Source organism: Paenibacillus massiliensis 2301065 = DSM 16942 (genome assembly GCF_000377505.1).
Lineage (GTDB): Bacteria > Bacillota > Bacilli > Paenibacillales > Paenibacillaceae > Paenibacillus > Paenibacillus massiliensis.
This window is the reverse complement of the sequence record NZ_KB898189.1, coordinates 221,084-244,882: the sequence shown is the minus strand read 5'-3', so window position 1 is coordinate 244,882 and position 23,799 is coordinate 221,084. Positions and strand designations below refer to the sequence as shown.

Annotated in this window: 21 protein-coding genes; 18 read left to right on the top strand and 3 right to left on the bottom strand. The window is 50.0% G+C overall.

Annotated features, from left to right (window positions below; genetic code table 11):
* Positions 1 to 160: 160 nt before the first annotated feature.
* The 8 genes from D328_RS0111955 to D328_RS28975 all read left to right on the top strand — a co-directional run bounded on the left by D328_RS0111955 (position 161) and on the right by D328_RS28975 (position 7,607).
* Positions 161 to 1,300, top strand: a complete 1,140-nt coding sequence (locus tag D328_RS0111955) for a sensor histidine kinase (RefSeq protein ID WP_018885250.1) — start codon at positions 161 to 163, stop codon at positions 1,298 to 1,300.
* Complete coding sequence (locus D328_RS0111950; protein ID WP_018885249.1) at positions 1,297 to 1,896, top strand: response regulator transcription factor; 600 nt, start codon at positions 1,297 to 1,299, stop codon at positions 1,894 to 1,896. The genes D328_RS0111955 and D328_RS0111950 overlap by 4 nt, the downstream gene beginning before the upstream one ends.
* A gap of 101 nt (positions 1,897 to 1,997) precedes the next feature.
* Positions 1,998 to 2,984 carry a Gfo/Idh/MocA family protein gene (locus D328_RS0111945; RefSeq protein ID WP_018885248.1) on the top strand — a complete coding sequence of 329 codons (987 nt, stop codon included), beginning with the start codon at positions 1,998 to 2,000 and terminating at the stop codon, positions 2,982 to 2,984.
* Positions 2,985 to 3,044: 60 nt separating this feature from the next.
* Positions 3,045 to 3,578: a hypothetical protein gene (locus D328_RS0111940; protein ID WP_018885247.1), complete on the top strand. Its 534-nt coding sequence runs from the start codon at positions 3,045 to 3,047 to the stop codon at positions 3,576 to 3,578.
* Between the two features lie 61 nt (positions 3,579 to 3,639).
* Positions 3,640 to 4,344, top strand: a complete 705-nt coding sequence (locus D328_RS0111935) for a response regulator transcription factor (protein ID WP_026281145.1) — start codon at positions 3,640 to 3,642, stop codon at positions 4,342 to 4,344.
* Positions 4,341 to 5,819, top strand: coding sequence for a HAMP domain-containing sensor histidine kinase (locus tag D328_RS0111930; protein WP_018885245.1), 1,479 nt, complete (start codon positions 4,341 to 4,343; stop codon positions 5,817 to 5,819). The genes D328_RS0111935 and D328_RS0111930 overlap by 4 nt, the downstream gene beginning before the upstream one ends.
* Before the next feature lie 15 nt (positions 5,820 to 5,834).
* A complete protein-coding gene (locus tag D328_RS30270) occupies positions 5,835 to 6,635 on the top strand; it encodes a PepSY domain-containing protein (RefSeq protein ID WP_018885244.1) in 801 nt (266 codons plus the stop codon).
* Between the two features lie 276 nt (positions 6,636 to 6,911).
* Positions 6,912 to 7,607: a PepSY domain-containing protein gene (locus D328_RS28975; RefSeq protein ID WP_018885243.1), complete on the top strand. Its 696-nt coding sequence runs from the start codon at positions 6,912 to 6,914 to the stop codon at positions 7,605 to 7,607.
* A gap of 292 nt (positions 7,608 to 7,899) precedes the next feature.
* Here D328_RS28975 and D328_RS0111915 read toward each other — a convergent pair whose 3' ends face one another.
* Positions 7,900 to 10,521, bottom strand: a complete 2,622-nt coding sequence (locus D328_RS0111915) for a LamG-like jellyroll fold domain-containing protein (RefSeq protein WP_018885242.1) — start codon at positions 10,519 to 10,521, stop codon at positions 7,900 to 7,902.
* A gap of 184 nt (positions 10,522 to 10,705) precedes the next feature.
* Here D328_RS0111915 and D328_RS0111910 point away from each other — a divergent pair, with 184 nt between their 5' ends.
* Together D328_RS0111910 and D328_RS0111905 are read left to right on the top strand one after the other, a co-directional pair.
* A complete protein-coding gene (locus D328_RS0111910) occupies positions 10,706 to 11,248 on the top strand; it encodes a GNAT family N-acetyltransferase (RefSeq protein WP_018885241.1) in 543 nt (180 codons plus the stop codon).
* Between the two features lie 227 nt (positions 11,249 to 11,475).
* Positions 11,476 to 13,299 carry an acid phosphatase gene (locus tag D328_RS0111905; protein ID WP_026281144.1) on the top strand — a complete coding sequence of 608 codons (1,824 nt, stop codon included), beginning with the start codon at positions 11,476 to 11,478 and terminating at the stop codon, positions 13,297 to 13,299.
* Positions 13,300 to 13,327: 28 nt separating this feature from the next.
* On the opposite strand, the gene D328_RS0111900 is transcribed toward D328_RS0111905, so the two are convergent.
* The gene (locus D328_RS0111900) at positions 13,328 to 14,083 is read right to left on the bottom strand and encodes a protein-glutamine gamma-glutamyltransferase (RefSeq protein ID WP_018885239.1); all 756 of its coding nucleotides are present in this window, start codon (positions 14,081 to 14,083) and stop codon (positions 13,328 to 13,330) included.
* A gap of 103 nt (positions 14,084 to 14,186) precedes the next feature.
* On the bottom strand, positions 14,187 to 15,047 hold the full coding sequence (locus D328_RS0111895) for a DUF421 domain-containing protein (protein WP_018885238.1): 861 nt from the start codon (positions 15,045 to 15,047) through the stop codon (positions 14,187 to 14,189).
* 162 nt (positions 15,048 to 15,209) lie between these two features.
* Here D328_RS0111895 and D328_RS0111890 point away from each other — a divergent pair, with 162 nt between their 5' ends.
* From D328_RS0111890 to D328_RS0111855, 8 genes are all read left to right on the top strand, one after another.
* A complete protein-coding gene (locus tag D328_RS0111890; protein WP_018885237.1) occupies positions 15,210 to 15,416 on the top strand; it encodes a DUF1657 domain-containing protein in 207 nt (68 codons plus the stop codon).
* Positions 15,417 to 15,778: 362 nt separating this feature from the next.
* Positions 15,779 to 16,447, top strand: a complete 669-nt coding sequence (locus D328_RS0111885; protein WP_018885236.1) for a pectate lyase — start codon at positions 15,779 to 15,781, stop codon at positions 16,445 to 16,447.
* 230 nt (positions 16,448 to 16,677) lie between these two features.
* Positions 16,678 to 17,682: a Gfo/Idh/MocA family protein gene (locus tag D328_RS0111880; RefSeq protein ID WP_018885235.1), complete on the top strand. Its 1,005-nt coding sequence runs from the start codon at positions 16,678 to 16,680 to the stop codon at positions 17,680 to 17,682.
* A 232-nt stretch (positions 17,683 to 17,914) separates the two neighbouring features.
* Positions 17,915 to 18,622, top strand: a complete 708-nt coding sequence (locus D328_RS28970) for a methionine ABC transporter ATP-binding protein (protein WP_018885234.1) — start codon at positions 17,915 to 17,917, stop codon at positions 18,620 to 18,622.
* Positions 18,615 to 19,289 carry a methionine ABC transporter permease gene (locus D328_RS0111870; RefSeq protein ID WP_018885233.1) on the top strand — a complete coding sequence of 225 codons (675 nt, stop codon included), beginning with the start codon at positions 18,615 to 18,617 and terminating at the stop codon, positions 19,287 to 19,289. Before D328_RS28970 ends, D328_RS0111870 begins: the two co-directional genes overlap by 8 nt.
* A gap of 135 nt (positions 19,290 to 19,424) precedes the next feature.
* Entirely contained in the window at positions 19,425 to 20,264 is an 840-nt protein-coding gene (locus tag D328_RS0111865; RefSeq protein WP_018885232.1) for a MetQ/NlpA family ABC transporter substrate-binding protein, read from the top strand.
* A gap of 384 nt (positions 20,265 to 20,648) precedes the next feature.
* Positions 20,649 to 23,024 (top strand): BclA C-terminal domain-containing protein, encoded by a 2,376-nt coding sequence (locus D328_RS28965; RefSeq protein WP_018885231.1) that lies wholly within the window; start codon positions 20,649 to 20,651, stop codon positions 23,022 to 23,024.
* Between the two features lie 402 nt (positions 23,025 to 23,426).
* A complete protein-coding gene (locus D328_RS0111855; RefSeq protein WP_018885230.1) occupies positions 23,427 to 23,732 on the top strand; it encodes a hypothetical protein in 306 nt (101 codons plus the stop codon).
* The last annotated feature ends 67 nt before the right edge of the window (positions 23,733 to 23,799 follow it).

The window sequence follows — 23,799 nt, the reverse complement described above, 5'->3', positions numbered from 1 at the left end:
TATCAACTTCGTTCGAAAGAACAGCAAGCTTAACAGTGGTCGACAGGGCTCCCCGCTTGCAGCGGCTCTACACTCATATTTGACTAGTCAAGGTATTAGGTAAAGCAAAGTTATAGCAAAGCAGGAGGCAGCGGGCCTCTCCAAGGAAGGAAGAACAGCCGTGCAAAAATGGTATCATATTCTACACAAAAGCACTGGCCTCAGTCCGTATATATGGGTGGTTTTGTATATCCTCCCTTTTTATTTTGTGTTCCCCGCATCGACTTATCAGATTGTGCTTGGCTGCATTATGATCGTGGCTTTTTTCATTAGCTATGTATTGTCCTTTCTAACCAAAGGGTGGCAAGTATACTTCTGGATCAGCGTTCAAATCTTGATCTCGATCTGGATGACATTGCTGTTCGGCTATGTATATTTCTCACTGTTTGCAGCGTTCTTTATCGGGAATATCAAGAACAAAGCCGGCTTCATTACGCTGTACACGATTCATCTTGTATCAGCGATTGCAGCCATCAACTACGGCTTCGTCACTCAGAATCCTATATTCATTACCCAACTGCCCTTCGTGCTGCTTAGTACGATTGGAGCCGTGCTGCTCCCCGTCACGACATACACGCGGAATAAGAGCGACCAGCTTCAGGGCAAGCTGGAGCACGCGAACAAGCGAATCTCCGAGCTGGTGATGCTGGAGGAGCGGCAGCGGATTGCCAGAGATTTGCACGATACAATAGGCCAAAAGCTGTCCTTGATCGGCTTGAAGAGTGATCTGGCCAGCAAGCTGATTACGAGCAATCCGGTGCGGGCCAAGGAAGAGATTGATGATGTCCGGCAGACAGCGCGTAGCGTGCTCAAGGAGGTTCGAGAGCTAGTTACTCGCATGCGTGGGACCAGTCTGGAGGATGAGGTATTTCGCATTAAGCAGATTCTGAAGGCTGCGGAGATTGATTTTATCCTGGAGGGCAGCACTCATCTGAATGATACCTCCTTACTGAATGAGAATGTGCTGAGCATGTGCCTGCGGGAAGCCATCACCAATGTAGTCAAGCATAGCGGGGCCACGGAATGCAAGGTGACTATTGCGCCTCAGCGTACAGAACTGCTGCTTCGCGTGGAGGACAACGGCTGCGGAGTTGCTAGTGCTGGGGATCATATGCTCATTAAGGGCAATGGACTACGGGGAATGAAGGAACGGCTTGAATTTGTGAATGGAGATCTAAGCATCAGCGCAGAGCAGGGAACTGTCGTCGAAATACGCGTTCCGAATGTACTGAAGCAGACCCCTAAGGAGGCAGAGGCATGATATCTATCGTTATTGCAGAGGATCAGCGAATGCTGCTGGGAGCCCTTGCCTCCCTGCTGGACCTGGAGGAAGATATGCAGGTAGTAGGCATGGCTGGCAACGGAGAGGAAGCCGTCAAGCTGGTGCAGCTGCATCAGCCTGATGTCTGCATCATGGATATCGAGATGCCGCTCAAGAGCGGGCTTGACGCCGCAGAGGAGCTGAGAGGCTTCGGCTGCAAAATTTTGATTCTGACGACCTTTGCCCGGCCCGGTTATTTCGAACGAGCGCTGAAGGCTGGAGCTCATGGCTACTTGCTGAAGGATAGTCCCAGTGAAGAGCTGGCAACCTCCATCCGCAGCATCATGAGCGGCAGAAGGATATACGCACCGGAGCTTGTGGATGACGTCTTTCATGAGGAGAACCCGCTGACAGAGCGTGAGAAGGAAGTACTGCTGCTAATTGCTGATGGCAAAAATACGAAGGAAATTGCGGGTGAGCTATTCATCACAACAGGGACCGTCCGTAATTATATTTCCATTATTTTGGATAAATTAAATGTAGGCAACCGCATTGAAGCCATCACGCTCTTCAAGGAGAAGGGCTGGTTCAAATAAATAATACTTCAAAATCATAATATTCCTTGTGGACAGAGTGAGTCTGTGGTGAGAGAATAACAGACAGACAGATTAACCACTTTAGAGGAATGAGGGATACTGTGGTACGATTTGGTATCATTGGAACTAACTGGATTACGGAGCGTTTTATTCAAGCTGCGCAGGAGACGGATCATTTCAGTCTGACAGCCATCTATTCGCGTACTGAGGAGAGAGGCGCCGAGTTTGCTGCGAAGTATAACCATCCAACGGTGTTCACTGGACTGACGGAGATGTTGCAGTCTGATCTTATAGATGCCGTATATATTGCCAGTCCTAACTCATTTCATGCGGAGCAGGCCATTCTCTGTATGAAGCACGGCAAGCATGTCCTCTGTGAGAAGCCAATGGCCTCCAATAGCCGTGAGCTGAGGGAGATGATCGCAGTAGCCAGAGAGAATAATGTATTGCTCATGGAAGCGCTGAAGTCTACACTGATGCCCAATTTCACGATTATTCAAGAGAATCTCTTTAAAATAGGTCAGGTACGCCGCTACTTTGCAAGCTACTGTCAGTATTCATCACGGTATGATGCGTACAAGGAAGGCACAGTCCTGAATGCATTTAATCCCGAATTCTCCAATGGCTCCTTGATGGATCTCGGCATTTATTGCCTGTATCCAATGGTGGCTCTATTTGGCAAACCGCATACCGTCAAGGCGGTCGGAATTATGCTTGGCTCCGGGGTAGATGGAGAGGGAAGCATTAACATGCTGTATCCGGAAATGGATGCGGTCGTTTTGCATTCCAAGATTACGAACTCCTACGTGCCCGCTGAAATTCAGGGTGAACTGGGTACCATGGTCATTGACAAGATCAATCAGCCATACGACGTGAAGATTCATTACCGTGATGGCAATGTCGAGGATCTGACCCGTCCGCAGATGCATGAGCCGATGTATTATGAGATTCGCGAATTCATTCAGCTCATTCAGCAGGGTGCGCGTGACAGCCTCGTCAACTCCCTGGAATGCTCGCTGGCGGTTGCAGAGGTCATGGAAGAGGCCCGCAAGCAAATCGGACTTGTGTACAAGGCAGATCTGGTGTAAGGCTTCACTATTAGATCGGCTCTATTGCGATATTGGGTAGCTATGTGAAGGAGAAGAAACATGATGAGGTTTGATCCCACCATTTTCGACAATCTAAAGGTGGCGCTGGAGAATGAGCTGTACGATCTGGACAATCTGGATGGCATCATCCGGATCACGGGCCGAAAGGATCTCATGGAGATGTCTGTCATGTCTCGGAGGTGTGCTATTCAATTCGAGCTTGCTGAAGCCTCAGGGGTCACAGCGGAGCTGCAGCTAGATACGGGACTACTGGATCTGGCGACAGAAATTCTGGATATGGAAGGGCACGTGCCAGGCTGTCAGGTTCTGCTAACCTTTAGCATGGAAGCCAAAGCTGAGGATGAACTGCGAGCCCAATGTGAGTATGCCAGACAGGTGCTGACAGATGACTGGAGTGCGGAGGCAGAGCTTACGCAACGAATAGCTTATTCGTATGGAGCATTATCTCCAGTGTACGATCATATGGCGGAGCTGCACTTTCGGCGGCGTATAAATGAGGAGCAGATGGAGGACCTGACGGAGCTGGTCCAGCATGCTGTAGCCAGTCTGCGTAAGCTATCCCGGCTGGACTGATGAATGCTGGCGCCAACAGGCGGGCGATTGGAAGCTATTGGTGGGTAGGAGGTGCACTAACATCGGAGAGTCGATATTGATCGTAGAGGACGAGCCCAAGATTTCAAGATTGCTTGAAATTGAATTGGAATGCGAGGGCTACAAGGTTACTATAGCAGATCATGGGACAGCGGGGATGGAGGCCTATCGGGCAGGAGCCTTCGACCTGATATTGCTGGATGTTATGCTGCCCGGAATGAGCGGAATTGAACTGCTGCGACGGATTCGTTCACAGGATCGACGGACAGCAGTTATTTTGCTGACAGCGCGCAGCATGGTGGAGGACAAGGTGGCTGGTCTTGATCTGGGGGCCAATGATTATATTACCAAGCCCTTCGAGATCGAAGAGCTGCTGGCACGCATTCGGGCCGTCCTGCGGACCGTAGCGTCCGTGACCGCAGAGGATGGAGATCTGCCTAGTGAGACATGGCTTACAGCTGGGGAGCTCAAGGTGAACGAGAGTACCAGAGAAGTCTTGCGGGCCAATGAGGCCATTGAACTGACTCCCCGTGAGTTCGATCTGCTGGTATATCTGCTGAAGCATCAACGTCAGGTGCTGAACCGGGAGCAGCTGCTGTCTGCAGTATGGGGCTACGAATATGCCGGGGAGACGAATGTAGTGGATGTGTATATTCGCTATTTACGCAAAAAAATTGATCATAACCGCAGTACAGCCTTCATTCATACGGTGCGGGGCGTCGGTTATGTACTAAAGGACAAGCCATGAGGCTAGGGAGCAAGATACATCTGTACTCCTCGGTCCTTTTTGCCGTTCTTCTGATCCTTATGAATGTATCTGTATATGCTGCCTTTAGCCAGCAGATCGTGCAGCACGAGATGAAGCGGGCTGAAGCGGAGGGATATCAAGCGGCAACGAGTATTCGAGACGCTGCAGAGATGATTCCAGCGGAGGACCTGCTGAGGAGCTTCGTACCCGTAAGTGGAATGATTCGAATTGTACGTGAGCAGGGAGTAGAGCCAGCTCCAGTCACCTCTCTGTCGGAGGCTGCCCTGAGCGACTGGAGACCTGCGTATTCGACTACTTTTATGATGCAAATGCATGATTTAGAGGGAAAGAGATATATCAGTGTATCTGTGCCTGTCATTTGGACGAATGGTGAAATTATGAATGTGCAGTTCACAGAGAGTATGGAGGCAACGATGGGCACCTTGAATATGCTTCGAGTGGTTCTTCTCGTTGTAACCGTGATCTCCTTGATCCCCGTGCTGCTATCCGGGCGTCTGCTCTCCAGGCTGATTATGCGACCCATTGAGATGATGACCCGGACGATGAATGATATCCGGCGCAGCGGACGTTTCCGCAGGCTTGCCCTGCAAGAGAAAGGCGGGGATGAGCTAGTAGATATGGGGCATACCTTCAATGCGATGATTGATCTGTTGGAAAGCAATTATGAGAAGCAGCAGCAGTTCGTATCTAACGCCTCACATGAGCTGAAGACGCCGCTGACCATTATTGAGAGCTATGCCAGCTTGCTAAAGCGCAGAGGTGCAGAGCGTCCCGAGCTTCTGGACGAGTCTGTTAATGCTATTCATTCCGAGGCGATCCGTATGAAGGAGCTGACCGAGCAGCTGTTGATGCTGGCCAGTCCGAAGGAGCAATGGAAGCTGGAGCTGAGCGTAGTCGATCTGGAGGAGCTGAGCAGGGAGGCGGCAAGAGCCTTCAGCAAGGCTTATCATCGTGAGGTAGCGGTTGGACAACGCACATTCGAGATGAGCGATGAGGGGCAATTCGTGGTGAGTGATGGAGCCGATGCTACGGCAGAGCAGGCTGAACTTGCGAACCAGGCTCTCGACAAGCCAGCGGAGCAGCCGATTATTGGATATACAGATGAGCAGAAGCTGCGTCAGCTATTGTTCATATTCCTGGACAATGCAAGAAAGTACAGTGAGGAATCGATTGCAATAACGGTCGGGCAGCGAGGAGAGGAAGCCTACATCCGCGTGGTCGATCGGGGAATTGGCATTCCCAAGAAGGACCTGCCACGTGTGTTTGACCGCTTTTATCGGGTCGATGAGGCTCGTAATCGCAAGAGTGGCGGATCGGGACTGGGACTCGCTCTGGGTGCACAGATTGCTGAGGCCCTCGGCATACGTCTGGAGCTGGATAGCGTGGAGGGACTGGGCACAACGGTGACCTTGTGGATTCCGCAACGAGAGCAGATGATCGAGCCACAGGGCTAGAAGGAGGCGAAGCATATGAAGCGGAGCAAACGAAGGATAGGATGGACAGCGGCAGCGGTGCTGGTACTCCTTGTACTCCTGATGGCCGGGACACAGTGGCTCCGTCAGGAGGCTCCGGTAGCAGCGTTGAACCAGGAACAGGCTGTACGTAGTGTCCTGGCACAATACGAGGGCGAGGTAGAGAGTGTTCAGCTGCATGAAGGAAGCTACATGATGCAACTTCGCTCCACGCAGGGGCTGTATGAGCTGAAGGTCAACCCGGTTGATGGCATGATTCATTCGATTCAGCGACTAGAGACACCAGTCTCTTCAGCTCCAGTGGCAACGGCCTTTCCTGTGCCTGCGGGAGCTAGCGAAGGTCATGGGAGTCCGGCGGAGGGATCGAGTGGGGGCAATGGTCAGACAGGAAGGCCTGACGGTAACCAAGGCTCAGCTCCGACCAGTCCGTCAGGATCGGGGGACTCAACCGATGCTTCGGGCTCAGGAAGCACGGATGATAGTTCAGGAAAAGGTGCTGGAGAAGGTAGTGGTGGAACCTCCGGCAGCAAGCCTGCTACTGGCCAAGGGACAGCAACTGATGGACAGCGTGCTGTCAGCGAGCGTGAAGCGGCCAGACTGGCTCAGGCACAGGTCCCTGGTGAGGTCAAAGAGATTGAATACAGTGGCCGCGGGAGCAACAGGTATTATCTGGTTGAGATCGATTCCCCAAACAAGGGGGAGGCTGTCGTACAAATTCATGCCATATCCGGCAAGGTGATGTCCATTGCGTGGGACGATGATGATGAAGAAGAAGATGACGATGACGACGATGCATGAGAGTGACGATACCAATAACTTCGTTACAGCTATATAGATTGAACCTGTAAAATTGAGAAAAGGGGAATAAGCAACGGAGGTTCAAACGTTCACCGTAGCTGCACGGACCCGAACTCTTAACATTTTCAGTTCAATCTATACAGGTAGAGATTAAAGACCCTAGCAATGGATATCGCTATTTTCTCATCAAATTCTAATGTTCCTGACGGAGAGTTCTCATGTTCTACGGTTATAGTAGCTACAGGAACACAGAACAGCCAGAGGGAGGCAGTTAGAATGATGAAGACACCAACAACACCAAGAACAACATCAAAGACTAAGAAAATGAGCAAAAAAGCCATTGTCATCAGCGCATTAGCTGGTACGCTACTACTCGGAGGGGCTTATGGTGCCGGATGGATCGGGTCAGGGCAGGCAGAGGCGGCGTCGAATTCCGTCAATCAAAACGAAAAGCAGCGGATCGGTGCTGAGCAAGCCGTACAGAAGGCACTTGCTGCCTTCAATGGCACGGTAGAGGGCGTCGAACTGGAACGCAAGGGCACAAGCCTCTATTACGAGGTGGATATTGAGAATAGCCAGGGGCAGGAACGAGATGTTCTGGTAGATGCTTACACAGGTAAAGTGCTGAAGATCCGCGTGGATGACGATCATGATAAGGTAATCAGTCGACAATCCGGTCAGTCAACACAGTCATCATCCAGTACCAATAAGCAGACCTCTTCCAATACGGTGATTAATGAGCAGAAGGCTGCTGATATTGCTTTGAAGCAGGTCAATGGTAGCAGAGTTCTGGAACTGGAGCTGGATCGTGAACGTGGCAAGCTGGTCTACGAAATTGAAGTACGGATTAGCGGCGGTACGGCTGATGTCGTAATTGATGCAGGCACAGGTAAGGTGCTGCATGTCGATAAGGACTGGGATGACGACGATGACGACCACGATGATGACTATAGTGACTATGACTTTGATTGATCGAACAGCTATGAAATAGGCATAATAGTAAGGATATAGATGTGAAAGAAGACGGAGCCATGAATGTGGCTCCGTCTTCTTAGTGTAACTGTGCACTGAAGGTTGCACTGAATGATTACATCTGCATGACTTGACCAGATCAAGTTGTAAGTGTATTAGTATATATCAAATTTTTCGCTAACAACAAATATGTGAAGATCATCCAAACTCGAAATCGTATGCAGTCAAACGTGTTAGCTTGTAGTTGACGCATCTATAAGCTTTATTAGTTTGAGCTCATGAGTACGTGAGCTTACGGCTGTGCCAGCTCTGCTACCTGCGCAGGAGACAACGCTCCATCGAAGATATTCAGCTCGTCCATGCTCCCGTGAAACGGTGGGTCCCACCAGTTCACAGCCAGACTGAAGACTCCAGTCTGAGACGTGAAATGATTAGGGAATCCACTCCCTGTGAATTGAAGCTGTCCATTTACAAATACGTTGGCTACCCCTTCCTCCACAGTGAAGGCAAGGTGAGTCCATTCATTCGTGGGAATGCTCAGCCCGGTGCTACCCGTGTACCAAGGTGAGCTACCAGACCAGAGCATCATCGTATTCTGCTCAGGGCCTCTTGGCAGCAGGCTGATCCAGTGATTAGCGTCTGCGGCGCCGAAGAAGGTGGTGGTATACATGGTCAACTCCTCGGGATTGACCCAGAGTGCAACGGAATAAGAGTCACCGGATAACAGTCCATCTGGCAGCGCTACTCCAGATGCCCCATCAAAGACGGCAGCCTGACCGCTAATGCCATCTGTGTAGGTAATGGTGCCACCTGCGCGGTCTATGCGGTCTCCAATCACTTCCCCGGCAACGAATGAACCAGTGTGATCCTGCAAATTCCCGTCAAATGAATATTGAGCGGTCAGCTTCGCTGCTTCATACGGAATGACTGTAACGGTAAAGGACTTCTGCCTGTGAATATTCCCTTTGGTTATTGTCGCTGTCAGGGTGGCCGACACGGCCTGTTCCCCGGCTTCAGGGCGAGCGATCTCGCCACTTGCTGTGACTATACTAGGGTCTGAAGTGGCCCATGTAATAGACGATTGACGGCTTCCTTCACTTGGCAAGGAAAGGTTAGCTTTGACCTTGCTGGTATCCCCAAGAGTAAGCTCTTGATATACGTTGTCTACAACAGTAGTCGGAGGCAGCTCCGTCAGCTGACTGCCCCAGAGCATTTCCCCTTGTTCGGACATAACAGTGAAGACAATCTGCTCCTGCTCGGTAACCTCATCCCATTGTTTTAGAAAGACACCCTCATATACGCCATTATCCAGCGAGAGACGTGCTTGTGCCACTCCTGTCTTTTGCCAGGTACCCTGTAGATCTCCTGTAACGGTAAAGTCTGCGTTAAGACGTACAGACTGTACATGCTTAATCTCGGCAGAGGAATCGCTGCCATGTGCGATGAATTGGTAATCACCGACAAGTGCATCGTCAGCGAGTGGGGTCAGGGTCTCACCACTATAACGGTAAGGAGCGACGACGGGCCAGCCATCCTCGTTCATGAACATCTGATGAACACGTACCTCGTGCAGCTCTCCTTGCTGCGGGAAGCGGGTGTGGAAGACCAGAAACACTTGACCATTATCGGGATTGGTATAGACCGAGTTGTGCCCCGGAGATACATAGCCATAGCCGATTCCTTCACCCGGATCTCCGATCTTGCTGTCGAACAGGAAGTTGCCGATCAGCTTGTTGCCATAATCGATATTTCTTGCTCCCTCCGGAAGCACGGCATTTTGTCCTTTCGCATCCAGGTATGGGCCTGTTGGCGAGGTGGAACGGAAGGTTCGCATGTTATAGCCGCCGTCCGAAGCCAGCCCGCCATAGGTGACGTATAGGTAGAAGTAACCAGTATCTTCATTGTATTCGATATAAGGTCCTTCACCAGACTCACCATAGCCGCCAGCGATTTTGATACCAAAATAGCGATCAATCATTCGCCCGTCGGCTGTCGTACCATCTTGTCCCGGATAGATTGGTGCTCCAGTGGTCTTGTTCAGCTCCAACAGGAAAATCCCTCCCGACCATGAGCCATAGGTCATCCACAACCGTCCATCTGTGTCATAAAAGACCGTCGGATCAATAGCGTTCGGGAACAAGTGATTACCGTAGGAACCATCAGCATTGAACCATTCTGCTCTTGGGCCAGCCAGCGTTCCTTTCTCAACTAAGTGTTGAATGTGGGTATGGGTCCATTTCTTATCCACCTGGCTGTCCCGGTCAAAGGCGCTGTCTCTCGTGAAGCCTGAATACACGATTGTATCAGCATATTGATATGGACCTTCAATATCCTGGGATACCGCCATCCCGATCGCAGAGCGAATATAGGTGGAGGAGGCGCTATAATAGATGATATAGGCTCCCTTCGAGCCGTCCTCGTTAATATAGTCCTCATTCCAGAATACATCAGGTGCCCACACGGAGAACCCGCCTTTGCTGTCTGAATCATTCTCCCCGGCCCAGGCGAAGGACCCAGCAAGGTTCTCGGATAAATCACCATACAGTGTGTTCCCTGGCGTTGTGTAACCGTTTGCAAAAGAAGTCCAGTGAGTCAGGTCCGTAGACTTGGCTGCGGCGATGTGTGAGCCGAATACATAATAGGTATCGCCATCCTTCACAATGGAAGGATCATGGACAGAGACGTTCGAGAAAGTAGGTGTCTGTGCAGGATGCGGTGCAGCTTTCGTGAGCGGAGTATTCTGTGCGTTGTGATTGGTGGTATGCTCATCATGCTGTGTGGTCCCCGTAGGTTGGGGTTCAGATGCTGCAGCTATAGCGCCTCCTCCCCATGAAGAACCTGCAATCGTTAACAAAAGAATTAGCATTACTACTACGGTGTATCTTGTGAGTCTGGCAGTTACCCATCGAATCATCCAGATATTCTCCTTTCTGAATTGAGAGTACAGCGATATATATTCTGGATTAATCAGTAAAATCCTTTATGTTTTTGTAAAATGTTATGGATAAATATAAAATAAAATGGTCTAGTGACATATTACCTGCGCTTCATCAAGCGAGAGTCTAGAGTGAGTACATTCCAAAATAAGGAGAATACAGATGATTATTGTTCTGAATGATGATTTGCAACTGCGGGCGCTTGAGCTTGGCGATTCGAGCACACTTGTCAGGTGGCTGAGCGATCCTGAGGTATTGACATACTATGAAGGTCGTGATCGTCCGCATGATTCGGCATTGGTGCAAGAGCATTTTTTCGATCATCAAGATAACATGAGCTCGTATATCATTGAGCATAAAGGCACGGACATTGGTTATATCCAAATCTATCCTCTTGATGAGGAAGAAGCACAAATATATGGCTATGAAGGTCATTCGGCTGGCTTATATGGAATGGATCAGTTTATAGGGGAGACTGAGTATTGGAATCAGGGCATAGGCTCCCAGCTTATAACAGCGGTGGTCAAGCATCTCGTTGAGAAGAGAGGGGCAAGCAAGATTGTATTAGATCCGCAGGCTTGGAATACAAGGGCCATAAGAGTCTATGAGAAGTGCGGATTTACCAAGAAAAAGTATCTAGAGAAGCACGAGCTGCATGAAGGAGAATTAAGGGATTGCTGGTTAATGGAATATGTAAAACCGTAAATATTATATATAGAAATCGTCTTATCGGAAATCCGCTCTTCTCATGTAAAAACTCATTTTACATAAAATGACGTTAGAATTAATAAATATACAGTAACCTTGTCTAATGTCACGGTATGGAGTGGAATCAACTCCATCCTATGGATGAGATAGGAGTGTTTTTGGGGCGTCATAGCCAAGAGAACGGTGAGAAGAGAATTGGATAAAGAGAGGATTTGATGCAAGTCATGAAACATCTTAACCGGAATGCCTCCGCTGCGTTGTTGTCAGTAGCATTGCTGTCGAGCACCCTGGGCGCAAGCCAGGTAGGTGCAGCAGAAGCAACGACTACACCAGCTACAACCACACCATCTACATCAGCAACATCGACTCCAACAGCTAGTACCCCAGCTGAAGCCTCAACGAGCTTCGTAGATCATTACAAGAATAATAAATCAGACTTCAAGACCGAGGATACCAATCCTGCACTTCGGTTGCTGTCTGAATTCAATAAGCTGTGGAAGCCAGGTGCTTCCTGGGATTCAGGTACGAAGCTGAACAGCAGTGTACTGGATGCCAACATTCAGAAGGTGGCTGACATTGCAGCCAGCCGGACAGCCGCTGACGAAGAGCATGCTTATCTAAGTGACCGCAGAAGCCAAAGCTATAGCGTCATTGATGGTCTGGGTTCCTTGACGGATATTTATCGTGAGAATGCCGGAGCAGTCACCACCATTACCAGTGTTGCGCAAGATGCCACATCCAAGAAATATGATGATGAAGGCAACAATGCAGGCGATCCAGAATCCAAGCTGGGCAAGGTCGTTACGTTGGTGAACACGCTGCGTGGCGAGTATTCCTCCTCGAACCCGTCCAAGAATTATTTCAACTATAAGCGTCCATTCCGCTGGGCAGATGATTCTCTGATCATTCCTACGCTGCTGCCAGCCAAAAAAGATGATCCTACTACTGACGGAGGATTCCCTAGTGGACATACGAATGCTGCCTATCTGACTGCATTTGCTATGGCTTACGCTGTACCAGAGCGTTATCAGGAGCTATTAGCCAGTGCCTCAGAGCTGGGAGATAGCCGCGTCGTAGCGGGTATGCATTCACCGATGGATGTCATGGGTGGACGTGTGTTGGCTACAGCATTGTCTGCTGCGATCCTGAACGATCCAGAACATAGTGACTTGAAGAAGGCAGCGTATGAGCAGGCTCATGAAGTGCTGTTGACGCAGCAAGGTACAGCAAACGATCTTTACACCGATACGGTTGCTAATGAGAAAAAGTACATGGAACGCCTGACATATGGCTTCGCACCCATTCAATCCACTACGGCACCTGCCGTGGTACCTAAAGGTGCAGAGGTGCTGCTGGAGACTCGCCAGCCATACCTGGATGCCGAGCAGCGTCGTACCGTACTGGCTACTACAGCATTGCCTTCCGGCTACCCGCTGCTGGATGATGAAGAGGGCTGGGGACGTCTGAATCTGTATGCAGCTGCAGACGGCTTCGGTTCCTTCCCGGAAGCAATCACTGTAAATATGGATGGTACGAATGGCGGCTTCCACGCGCTAGACAGCTGGCGTAATCATATCGCTGGAGTCGGCGGGCTGACCAAGACAGGCAGCGGTACGCTGAAGCTGGAGGGTAACAACTCTTATTCTGGGGGCACAGTGCTCGAAGAGGGCATACTAGTAGGGGCTTCTCAGACAGCCTTTGGTAAAGGTGATGTCACAATCAATGGGGGTACACTGCAGAAGAATGTGAGCGGCGAGCTGAAAATTCAGGGCAACCTGAAGCAATCAGATAAGGGGACGCTGGAGCTGCATCTGAGCAGCAACAGCGATGTCCTGACCATCCAAGGTGCCGCTGAATTGAACGGCAAGCTTCGCCTCGTATTCGAGAATGGCTACGTGCCTGCTATCGGTTCCAAGATCATAAGCTATGGTGCATGGAAGCAGACCGGTGACTTCACTTCGATCGAGACAGTAGGTCTTCCTGAGTCCTACCAGATCAGTCTGGATTACAAAGGCGACCAAGCTCAAGTGAATATCACCAGACAGTAATTCTCATCATATGAGAGGGACTGAATAATTACTGAATGTAACGGCGTCTGCCTACCCGAGCGGTAACGGCAGGCGCCGTTGTGTCATGCGGAGAAGGGAATATGCCGTGGCCTGCTTCCATAGCCTGTAAAGCTGCATGCCACTCAGGAGGAATACGGTTCGCTACAGGCGCGAATTGGGACAGATAGGCGAAGTCAGGGAATACGATATTCTCGGTTAAATAGGCGGAGCGATTACTTCCTGGTCTACGGTGTCTGTTCAGCGATGCAATGATCTCCTCCGCTGGCAGAATTCCCATTCCGTGCCCATAATACATCGTATCATTGAGCTTGATCGTGTTCTCACCCTTCCACTCAGGCGTCTCTGGCGATACATCCGGATTGATGAAGTATAGAATATCTCCGGGAGCAGCCCGGTGGCTGCCTTGGACCTGGATAAGCCTCAGATCCTCGTCATAGTGCCAGTCATAGAGCAGAATATTGGCAAATAGCCGATTGAATTGCTGTTCACCAATCGAGTCCAGCACAGCTTTATATAGCACAATCACCATGGCGGTTGCACACTCAAAGGCATACATTCTTCCGTTTCTGAAGATATCACGTATCCCTTCAGCGGGAGTGACTTCCTTTCGGATGCGAAAGCCTCCCTGATCTGTCATGTTCCAATATTGCGGGTTACTGCGTGAATTCTCAAAGTCGGCAAAGGAGGCTCCGCTATAGTTCAGCGCTTGGGCGGCTCCTACGATATTCTGCCTCATGATCGCCTCGAATTGTTGTCTGTTCATATGGATATTGCCCTCCTGGAGTCTTGGAATACTCCATTATATGGGGACAAATGCACAGGGTGCGAAGATAATCCGGTATGCCTGAGATCAATCAGGCAAAAAATTAGCGTCCGAGCAGCGGTCTGATCTCCTGAATCACCTGCTGTAGCTGGCTTGCGCATTGCTCATAGAGCTGTTTTCCTTTCTTCTGCCTTGTAGACAGGGCGAACATCTCCAGATCAGCCTCGCATTTTTTGAGAGTAGACAGTAACATGGCTCTTTCTTCTGGCTGCGGAACAATCAGATCATCTGCATACAGATCGACATACAGCTGTCCATAGGAATCAACCTGAGCCAGAAAAATACTACTCGTAGTCAGCTCAAGCTTATCCAGCTCGGTATAGAGCCATTCTCTGTTGAGTCCCAGCTCGGATAGAGGAGAATCCAGAATTTTACCATCCATAATGACGATCTGCGGTGACTGCTCAGGTGCGACCTTAATGCCCAGGCTAGAGGGAGTCAAAGGCTGACTTTCCTTCATGGGTAATACATTCAGCACTCCGCTGGGTTCCATAATCGCGAACTCAACGTCGGATAGCTTGAATATATTCTTAGCACGAAGCTGCTCCATGAGCTCATCCGAGGTCAGGCGCTCTTTCTTGAGATTGTCCTCCAGCACCTTGCCATCCTTGATAACAACCGTTGCTTTCCCATCCATGAAATCCCGTGCCTTCTTACTGTACATCTGAACATATTCGATGCCCAGCGATGCCACCACCCAGACAATCAAGGAGATGACACCAAGATACCAGGTCCCTTCGCTTTCCAACGGGATATAGGCTGCAATGCTACCGATCGTAATTCCGGTAATATATTCGAACAGGGACAATTGGGACACCTGTCTCTTGCCGAGCAGCTTGGTCATGAAGAAGAGTACCACCAGCGCGACCAATGTGCGATAGGATACGATTAACCATTCAGGCATAAGCTTGCTCCCTTCCTTGGGTCACGAAATTTAGTAGTCATATATCACAGGATGTCTGCTTATCCTGTTTTTTATGCGATAGCTTCCATTTGAATAGAGGAGTGGAAAGCTCGTCATAATAATCCAGTCAAGATATGACCGAGAGTAGGGAGGTGAGTACACATGACTGTAGCATCCGATGTGAAGACCTGTCTGGCATCCTTGAAGAGTGCTCAAGCGAGTCTAGAGCAATTTGCATTATCGACGCAAAATGAAGATGCCAAAAATCTGTTCACGAACGCTGCGCAGCAAACACTGCAGATTGTGAATCAGGTTCAAAGCAGAGTACAGCAGCTAGAGGATGAGGAGCCGCAATATCAGGGCTTCTAAGATGAATCGACTTGTACATTGAAGATCAAGAGGGAAATAGATGAGAAACAAGAGCGAATCTCTGCACAGGAGATTCGTTTTTTTTGCTAGAGGGAAATCAAGATGCCAATTTTCTTTTTTTGATTTGGAAATAAAATAAAAAAATAAAGAAAAATGTCATGAAAATATATTGTTTTTATGGGAAAATTATGTATAATTTAGTCAGATATCGCCTACAACGGTCAGCCCATTTTTAAGTAGCATTTATTGATAGCGGTTACATATGGAGAGAGGTGCACATCTCTTCCATTGACCCATTGCGTTCCTGATCCAGAGACTACTGCGGGTGGTACTATACTAAAGTATAGGAAGGATGGTTTCTAGTGAAAAAGGGATTAGCTATATTATTGTCTGGATTATTGTTAACGATAACATGGGGGGCTTCCCCGGTACAAGCCGCGCCAGAAGTAGTGGACAAGACGATTGTAGTTGAAGCGGGCAAGACTTATGATGGTAAAGGGAAGACTTTTGTGGCGAATCCGAAGACGCTTGGTGATGGCAGTCAGGCCGAGAATCAAAAGCCAATCTTCCGACTTGAAAATAATGCGACACTCAAAAACGTATACATTGATGCTCCAGCAGCTGATGGTGTACACGTATATGGAAATGCCACAATCAGCAATGTCACCTGGCTTGATGTAGGCGAAGATGCATTGACGCTGAAATCCTCGGGAACAGTTAACATTACTGGTGGCGGGGCTTTCAAGGCCTACGACAAGGTCTTCCAGGCTAACGCCTCTGGCACTATTAACATCAAGAACTTCCGCGCGGATGACATTGGCAAGCTGGCCCGTCAGAATGGAGGAAGTAGCTATCGTGTGAACTTTACGCTGGAGAACTCCAATATTTCCAATGTGAAGGACTCTATTTTCCGAACTGACAGCAGCTCCAGTACTGCCAAAATTACCAATACGCGCTATAGCAAGGTTCCTACGTTGTTCAAAGGTTTCGCCTCTGGCAAGACAAGCCAGTCCGGTAATACCCAATATTAAAGCCTTCTTAATTGATAAAATATAGCTGTCTAAAGGGAGCACAGGTGAAGCCTGACTCCCTTTTTGTCGTTGATGCGACATAGCTGTCTATAATCTGATAGAATGAGAATTGGAATAAGCATTCAGCTTCAAGACAGATATCACGCTTACGCCTGTATTCGTGTATGTACAACACTACAAGGTAGCGACGCGGATGCAGTTCAAATTGCACTCAGGGAGGCAGAATTGATATGAAGGAAGCAAAACGTGTGAAGTGGGGCTTGATTAGTACAGGATGGATCGCGGAGAAATTTGCAGCGGACTTGGCTCATGCTAGTAATGGGGAATTATATGCGGTAGCTTCACGTACGATTGAAAGCGCAGACAAATTTGCTAAGCAATTCAATATACCCAAGGCATATGGCAGTTATGAAGAGTTGTTGGCGGACCCGGAGGTAGATGTCGTCTACATTGGTACTCCACATCCGATGCATAAGGAGAACATCCTTAGTGCCCTTCATGCGGGAAAATCAGTCCTCTGCGAGAAGCCAGTTACGATGAACAGTGCGGAGCTGGAAGAGGTGCTGGCGGTTGCCAAGGAGAAGCAGCTCTTCTTCATGGAAGCGATGTGGACACGTTATCTGAAGCCGATTCGTCAGGTGAGAGAGTGGCTGGCTGAGGGCAAGATTGGTGACGTGCTGCTGGTCAAGGCTGAATTCGGCTTCCGTATGGAATGGGACCCCAATCATCGTCTCTTGAATCCTGAGCTGGGAGGGGGAGCACTGTTGGATGCAGGCATCTACCCAGTATCATTTGCTTCCATGATATTTGGTCCGAACCCGGAACGTATGGCTAGTACGGCCCATATCGGTGAGACAGGGGTAGACGAGCAGTTCTCAATCATGCTGTCCTACAGCGAAGGACGCACGGCTATGCTGAATGGAGCGATCCGACTGGGGCTACCGAATGATGCTTTCATCCACGGAACCAAAGGCTACATTCATATCCCGCGCTTCCTCTTCTCGGATTCAGCAACACTATATGTGGACGGTGAAGAGCCTGTGGTCATTAAGGATGATCGTGAATTTGCAGGCTACGCTTATGAGGCTGAAGAGGTGGGAAGATGTCTGCAGGAGGGGCTTCTTGAGAGCCCGGTCATGACATGGGAGGAGTCTCTGGGCATTATGCGCTTGCTGGATCAGGCGCGTGGCCAGTGGGGACTGCGTTATGAAGCGGATGACAGTACAAAAGCTTAACGCATCCACTGTTACCTAAGTACTTCAGCATCAGGCCCAAGGCTGAGACCTTAACCGGATGTAGACTGGTTAATTTATAGGTCTTTTCACTACCCTGAACTTGTAATGGTATGGTAATATAATTTGTTGAGTGAACTTGCTCGCGTGGCCGCCTAGTTCGGCCTAGCGGGCTTTTTTCAAGTTCTTTATCGGTCGGTGGCCGAGACATATCATCTTTTTTCGGGGGGACTCCATGATTTCGCTGCAGGAAGTGAGCAAGAGCTATGTGGGAAAAGAACACACATATACGGCAGTCGATTCCGTATCTATAGAGATCGAGGCAGGGGAGATCTATGGTATTATCGGCGCCAGCGGTGCCGGGAAATCCACTCTGCTCCGTATGATCAACATGCTGGAACGGCCAGATCAGGGGATTGTCCAGGTAGACGGACAGGATATGACCCGACTGCGAGGAAATGAGCTAAGAACAGCCATTCGTTCGATCGGGATGATATTTCAGCATTATCATCTCATCCATAACCGCACGGTGGGTGGTAATGTAGCCATGCCCCTGGAGCTGGCAGGCATTCCGAAGCGTGAGCGTGCGAAGCGAGTGAAGGAGCTGCTGCACTTCGTGGGACTTGCGGACAAGCTGGAGCAGTACCCGGCACAGCTGAGTGGTGGACAGAAGCAGCGGGTCGCTATTGCTCGCGCATTGGCGAATCACCCTAAGGTGCTTTTGTGTGACGAGCCAACCTCTGCGCTCGACCCGCAGACGACAGAGGAGATCCTGGAGGTACTCCGTCACGCCAATAAAGTATACGGGGCAACGATCGTACTCGTGACCCATGATATGCAGGTGATGAAGAGCTTCTGCCATCGTGTAGCCGAAATGGAGCAGGGGCGTCTGGTGCGGACCTTTCGGGTAGAGCAAGGGAGAGGGGAGCGGACGGATGTTTGACGAGTTGATAGCGAATCTTATCCATTATCAATCCCAGATCTGGCAGGCCATTGGTGAGACGTTCATTATGGTGGGTGTCTCGATTGCTGCGGCCGTACTGGTTGGTCTTCCGCTCGGTACGATCCTGATGCTGTGCAGGCCTGGGCAGAAGTATGAGAACAGAATCATATTCAATATAGCCAACAGTGTGGTGAATATTATCCGTTCGTTTCCGTTTTTGCTGCTAGTGGTCTTCATGATTCCGTTTACCCGGCTTGTGGTCGGTACGGCACTGGGGACGATTGCAGCGACTGTTCCACTATCCGTGGTGGCGATTGCTTACTATGCCCGACTTGTCGAGCAGGCATTGCTGGATGTACCCAAAGGCGTTATGGAGGCAGCCTCCTCCATGGGAGCTTCCACCTTGCAGATGGTATACAAGTTCTTGTACGTTGAGGCACGGTCAGGGTTGACGCTAGGTCTGACGACGGCCACGATTACCTTTATCTCCTATTCTACCGTTATGGGGGTCGTTGGAGGTGGCGGTGTTGGTGATTTTGCCATTCGTTATGGCTATCAACGCTTTGAGACGGAGCTTATGTTTTTTACAATTATTATTATGATTGTTCTTGTGCAGGCGATCCAGTTCACAGGGAATACCATAGCGCGATGGCTGGACAAGCGCTGAGTCATAAGGCTATAGTATGTATTGATTGCTCGAATACTTAAAAATCAGATATTGAGAAATGTGTCTATCCACACTCACAGATCGGCAACCATGAAGAGCAAGTCAAAAAAAGAGAATATGTTGGGGGTTAAGAAAATGAAGCAGAAAATGAGAAGCACCTGGATGATGGCATTGCTGGCAATGATCCTGTTAGTAGGAGCCGGCTGTGGGCAGCAGGCAAGCGAGCCCAAGAATACGGAGTCTGCTCCCGCTGAGGAAGTGACTCTGAAGGTAGCATCTCTTATTCCGCCAATGACGGATATTCTGGATGTAGTCAAGCCACTGCTCAAGGAGGACGGCATTAATCTGGAGGTCGTGGTACTCTCTGACAATGTACAGCCTAATACGGCTCTGGCGAACAATGAAGTGGATGCGAACTTCTTCCAGCATGTGCCCTTTATGGAGCAATATAATGAAGCAAACGGATCTGATCTGGTCGCAGTAAAGCCGATCTATCATGCGCTCTTCGGCGCGTATTCCAAGAAATATAAGAGTATAGATGAGCTGCCAGAGGGTGCCGTTATTGCGATTCCCAACGACTCCACCAACGTTGGCAGATCGCTTGTTATGTTCGAGCAGAATGGCATGATCAAGCTGAGAGAAGGGGCAGGATATGCCGCAACGCAGGCTGATATCGTGGAGAACAAGAAGAATTATGTCTTCAAGGAAGTAGATCTCTTGATGCTGGCCCGTTCCTATGATGATGTAGATGCGGTGGCCATGTATCCTGCGTATGCAAGTCCTCTCGGCTTGACACCGAAGAAGGATGCTTTCATTACCGAGAAGACGGACGACCGCTTCGCGATCACACTTGTGGCTCGTGGAGACAACGCTAACTCTGAGCCCATTCAGAAGCTGGCAGAGCGTATGACCGGACCAGAAGTAGCAAAATACCTGGAAGAGAACTTTGGTGAGGTATCTGTACCTGCATTCTAATGTAGAAATTAGCTCTCATCACCATGCAATCAGACCTGAAAGACTCCAATTTCACCCTAATCGTGGAATTGGAGTCTTTTTTCGTGTACCCGCATGTCCAGTTCTGCCATCATTCTTATACTTTGTGCATAGAATTCAAAGGGGATACTCGAGACGGTGAGGACAAATTCAGACCAAGATTGTGAGATGTCGAGGTGCAGCATATTTTAATAGTGATAGAGAAGATAGGCTTTGCACGTATCACAGTTCACTTGCTACGACATAGAATATGATATCTTCTGTGCTGTACCGGAAATCAACCGGAATTGGGACAGAGTGTACTTCTTCGGGTGTTCATCGATTGTGTAACAGGGTATGCCAGAAATTGAGCTGAGGAGTGATAGCATGTCTCAACCCAACATACCTAATATCAGTCCTAACATAACCTTAACAAGAGACGATGCAATTAATTTGCTCCTAGCGTCCATTGCGATGGAAGAGCTGGGATTAGGTCACATCATTAATGCAGAGGCAGAGAAGATTCAATATGCTGTGGGTACATTGCCAGGTCTGACGATTCCTGCGACGATCAGTGAACTCTTGACTGTGAACAAGAGCGTTCAGTCCACCTTGCAGGAAACGATCAAGAAGGAATTGCTGCTTGATAGTAAGCTCCAGACCGTATTGAAGAGTGCCGGGCCTGTTCCAACAGGATTTACGGGAGCAACTGGCGCTACCGGAGCAACAGGAGCAACAGGAGCAACAGGAGCAACAGGAGCAACAGGAGCAACTGGCCCGACAGGTCCGACAGGCGAAACCGGAGGAACTGGAGCCACAGGCGAAACGGGAGCAACCGGGCCAACAGGTCCGACGGGTGAAACCGGAGCCACTGGAGGAACAGGAGCCACAGGCGAAACGGGAGCGACCGGCCCGACAGGTCCGACAGGCGAAACCGGAGGAACTGGAGCCACAGGCGAAACGGGAGCAACTGGCCCGACAGGTCCGACGGGTCCGACAGGTGAAACCGGAGGAACTGGAGCCACAGGCGAAACGGGAGCAACCGGGCCAACAGGTCCGACGGGTGAAACCGGAGCCACTGGAGGAACTGGAGCCACAGGCGAAACGGGAGCAACTGGCCCGACAGGTCCGACGGGTGAAACCGGAGCGACTGGAGGAACCGGAGCTACAGGCGAAACGGGAGCAACTGGCCCGACAGGTCCAACAGGTGAAACAGGAGCCACTGGAGGAACCGGAGCTACAGGCGAAACGGGAGCAACTGGCCCGACAGGTCCGACGGGTGAAACCGGAGCCACAGGAGGAACAGGAGCTACAGGTGGAACCGGAGTCACGGGCGAAACGGGAGCAACTGGCCCGACAGGTCCAACAGGTCCGACAGGTGAAACGGGAGACATTGGAGGAACTGGAGCCACAGGCGAAACGGGAGCAACTGGCCCGACAGGTCCGACGGGTGAAACCGGAGCCGCTGGAGGAACCGGAGCCACAGGCGAAACGGGAGCAACTGGCCCGACAGGTCCGACGGGTGAAACCGGAGCCACTGGAGGAACTGGAGTCACGGGCGAAACGGGAGCAACTGGCCCGACAGGTCCAACAGGCCCGACAGGTCCGACAGGCGAAACCGGAGCCACCGGAGGAACAGGAGTCACAGGTGAAACGGGAGTAACCGGCCCGACAGGTCCGACAGGCGAAACCGGAGCAACTGGTGGAACAGGAGTTACGGGTGAAACGGGTGTAACTGGCCCGACAGGTCCGACAGGTGAAACCGGAGCGACTGGTGGAACAGGAGTCACAGGTGAAACGGGAGTAACCGGCCCGACAGGTCCGACGGGTGAAACCGGAGCGACTGGTGGAACAGGAGTCACAGGTGAAACGGGAGTAACCGGCCCGACAGGTCCGACGGGCGAAACAGGAGCCACCGGAGGAACCGGAGCTACAGGCGAAACGGGAGCAACCGGCCCGACAGGTCCGACAGGTGAAACCGGAGCGACTGGTGGAACCGGAGTCACAGGTGAAACGGGAGTAACCGGCCCGACAGGTCCGACAGGCGAAACCGGAGCGACTGGTGGAACCGGAGTTACGGGTGAAACGGGTGTAACTGGCCCGACAGGTCCGACAGGCGAAACCGGAGCCACCGGAGGAACAGGAGTTACGGGTGAAACGGGTGTAACTGGCCCGACAGGTCCGACGGGTGAAACCGGAGCGACTGGTGGAACAGGAGTCACAGGTGAAACGGGAGTAACTGGCCCGACAGGTCCGACAGGCGAAACCGGAGTAACTGGAGCAACGGGTGCCACGGGAGATGCAGGAGCCATCGGAGCCACAGGGGCGACGGGTGCCACGGGTGAAACGGGAACCAGCCTTACGGCCAGCTCTATTTTTGGAGCTAACACAACGGGTGCAACTCTTGTTCTTGTACTAGGAGCTGTGGATGTACCTTTACCGGATAACCAGGTGATTGGACCAGGAACAGCATTCAATGGAACGAGTACTATTATCACATTGACCGATGCGGGCAATTACTTTGTGTCTTACTCAGTTAACTTGACTGCAGCACTTCTCTTGAGTTCACAGGTGTTGTTGAATGGTGCAGCAATACCTCAATCAGTCATAACTCCAGTGCTGGGTATATCTGCATTTACCAACGACTTTATTGTTACGGTTCCAGCGAACGCAACGCTACAGTTGCAATTGACGGGTGTACTTGGTGCAGCAACATTGGCTACGGATGCCCCAACTAATATGACTGTAATTCGCTTGAGTTAATAATTAGTAAATTATATCAGCCGCTGTCCCGTCATGGGATAGCGGCTTTTTTTCTAACACCTAAGCTCTATATTCACTAGTAAATTGAAAAGAAATTTGGTGAGGTATCTGTACCTGCATTTTAACGCCAAAATAATCAATCTTCACCATTCATTCAGACCAGTAGGACTTCAATTCCACTCTAATCGTGGATTTGGAGTCTTTTTTAGTGCGGTTCAGCATATCAGCAGCGCATAGAGAAGTTAGGCTTGGCATGTATCACGGATCATTAGCTACTACATAGAATAAGATATCTTCTGTGCTGAACTGGAGAAATACCTGAATCGGAACAGAGTATATTCCTTCAGGTGTTCATCGATTATGTAGAAGGAGATACCAAAAATTGAGCTGAGGAGTGATAGCATGTCTCAACCGAACATACCTAATATTAATCCTAACATAACCTTAACAAGAGACGAAGCAATTAATTTGCTCTTAGCATCCATTGCGATGGAAGAGCTGGGATTAGGTCACGTCATTAATGCAGAAGCAGAGAAGATTCAATATGCTGTAGGTACATTGCCAGGTCTGACGATTCCTGCTACGATTAGTGAACTTCTGATTATAAATAAGAGTGTTCAGTCCACATTGCAGGAAACGATCAAGAAGGAATTGCTGCTTGATAGTAAGCTGAAGACAGTATTGAAAGTGTTGGACCAGTGCCAATAGGAATTACGGTAGTAACAGGAGCCATAGGAGAAACACGGGAACGAGCCTTACGGCCATCTCTATTTTC

What these genes read in the sequence shown, in the direction of transcription:
- D328_RS0111910 (WP_018885241.1), top strand. Translation starts at nt 10,706, where the DNA reads ATGATTATTGTTCTGAATGATGATTTGCAACTGCGGGCGCTTGAGCTT.
- D328_RS0111940 (WP_018885247.1), top strand. Translation starts at nt 3,045, where the DNA reads ATGATGAGGTTTGATCCCACCATTTTCGACAATCTAAAGGTGGCGCTG.
- D328_RS0111905 (WP_026281144.1), top strand. Translation starts at nt 11,476, where the DNA reads ATGAAACATCTTAACCGGAATGCCTCCGCTGCGTTGTTGTCAGTAGCA.
- D328_RS0111865 (WP_018885232.1), top strand. Translation starts at nt 19,425, where the DNA reads ATGAAGCAGAAAATGAGAAGCACCTGGATGATGGCATTGCTGGCAATG.
- D328_RS0111880 (WP_018885235.1), top strand. Translation starts at nt 16,678, where the DNA reads ATGAAGGAAGCAAAACGTGTGAAGTGGGGCTTGATTAGTACAGGATGG.
- D328_RS28970 (WP_018885234.1), top strand. Translation starts at nt 17,915, where the DNA reads ATGATTTCGCTGCAGGAAGTGAGCAAGAGCTATGTGGGAAAAGAACAC.
- D328_RS0111900 (WP_018885239.1), bottom strand. Translation starts at nt 14,083, where the DNA reads ATGAACAGACAACAATTCGAGGCGATCATGAGGCAGAATATCGTAGGA.
- D328_RS0111915 (WP_018885242.1), bottom strand. Translation starts at nt 10,521, where the DNA reads ATGATTCGATGGGTAACTGCCAGACTCACAAGATACACCGTAGTAGTA.
- D328_RS0111950 (WP_018885249.1), top strand. Translation starts at nt 1,297, where the DNA reads ATGATATCTATCGTTATTGCAGAGGATCAGCGAATGCTGCTGGGAGCC.
- D328_RS28975 (WP_018885243.1), top strand. Translation starts at nt 6,912, where the DNA reads ATGATGAAGACACCAACAACACCAAGAACAACATCAAAGACTAAGAAA.
- D328_RS0111890 (WP_018885237.1), top strand. Translation starts at nt 15,210, where the DNA reads ATGACTGTAGCATCCGATGTGAAGACCTGTCTGGCATCCTTGAAGAGT.
- D328_RS0111895 (WP_018885238.1), bottom strand. Translation starts at nt 15,047, where the DNA reads ATGCCTGAATGGTTAATCGTATCCTATCGCACATTGGTCGCGCTGGTG.
- D328_RS0111855 (WP_018885230.1), top strand. Translation starts at nt 23,427, where the DNA reads ATGTCTCAACCGAACATACCTAATATTAATCCTAACATAACCTTAACA.
- D328_RS30270 (WP_018885244.1), top strand. Translation starts at nt 5,835, where the DNA reads ATGAAGCGGAGCAAACGAAGGATAGGATGGACAGCGGCAGCGGTGCTG.
- D328_RS0111870 (WP_018885233.1), top strand. Translation starts at nt 18,615, where the DNA reads ATGTTTGACGAGTTGATAGCGAATCTTATCCATTATCAATCCCAGATC.
- D328_RS28965 (WP_018885231.1), top strand. Translation starts at nt 20,649, where the DNA reads ATGTCTCAACCCAACATACCTAATATCAGTCCTAACATAACCTTAACA.
- D328_RS0111930 (WP_018885245.1), top strand. Translation starts at nt 4,341, where the DNA reads ATGAGGCTAGGGAGCAAGATACATCTGTACTCCTCGGTCCTTTTTGCC.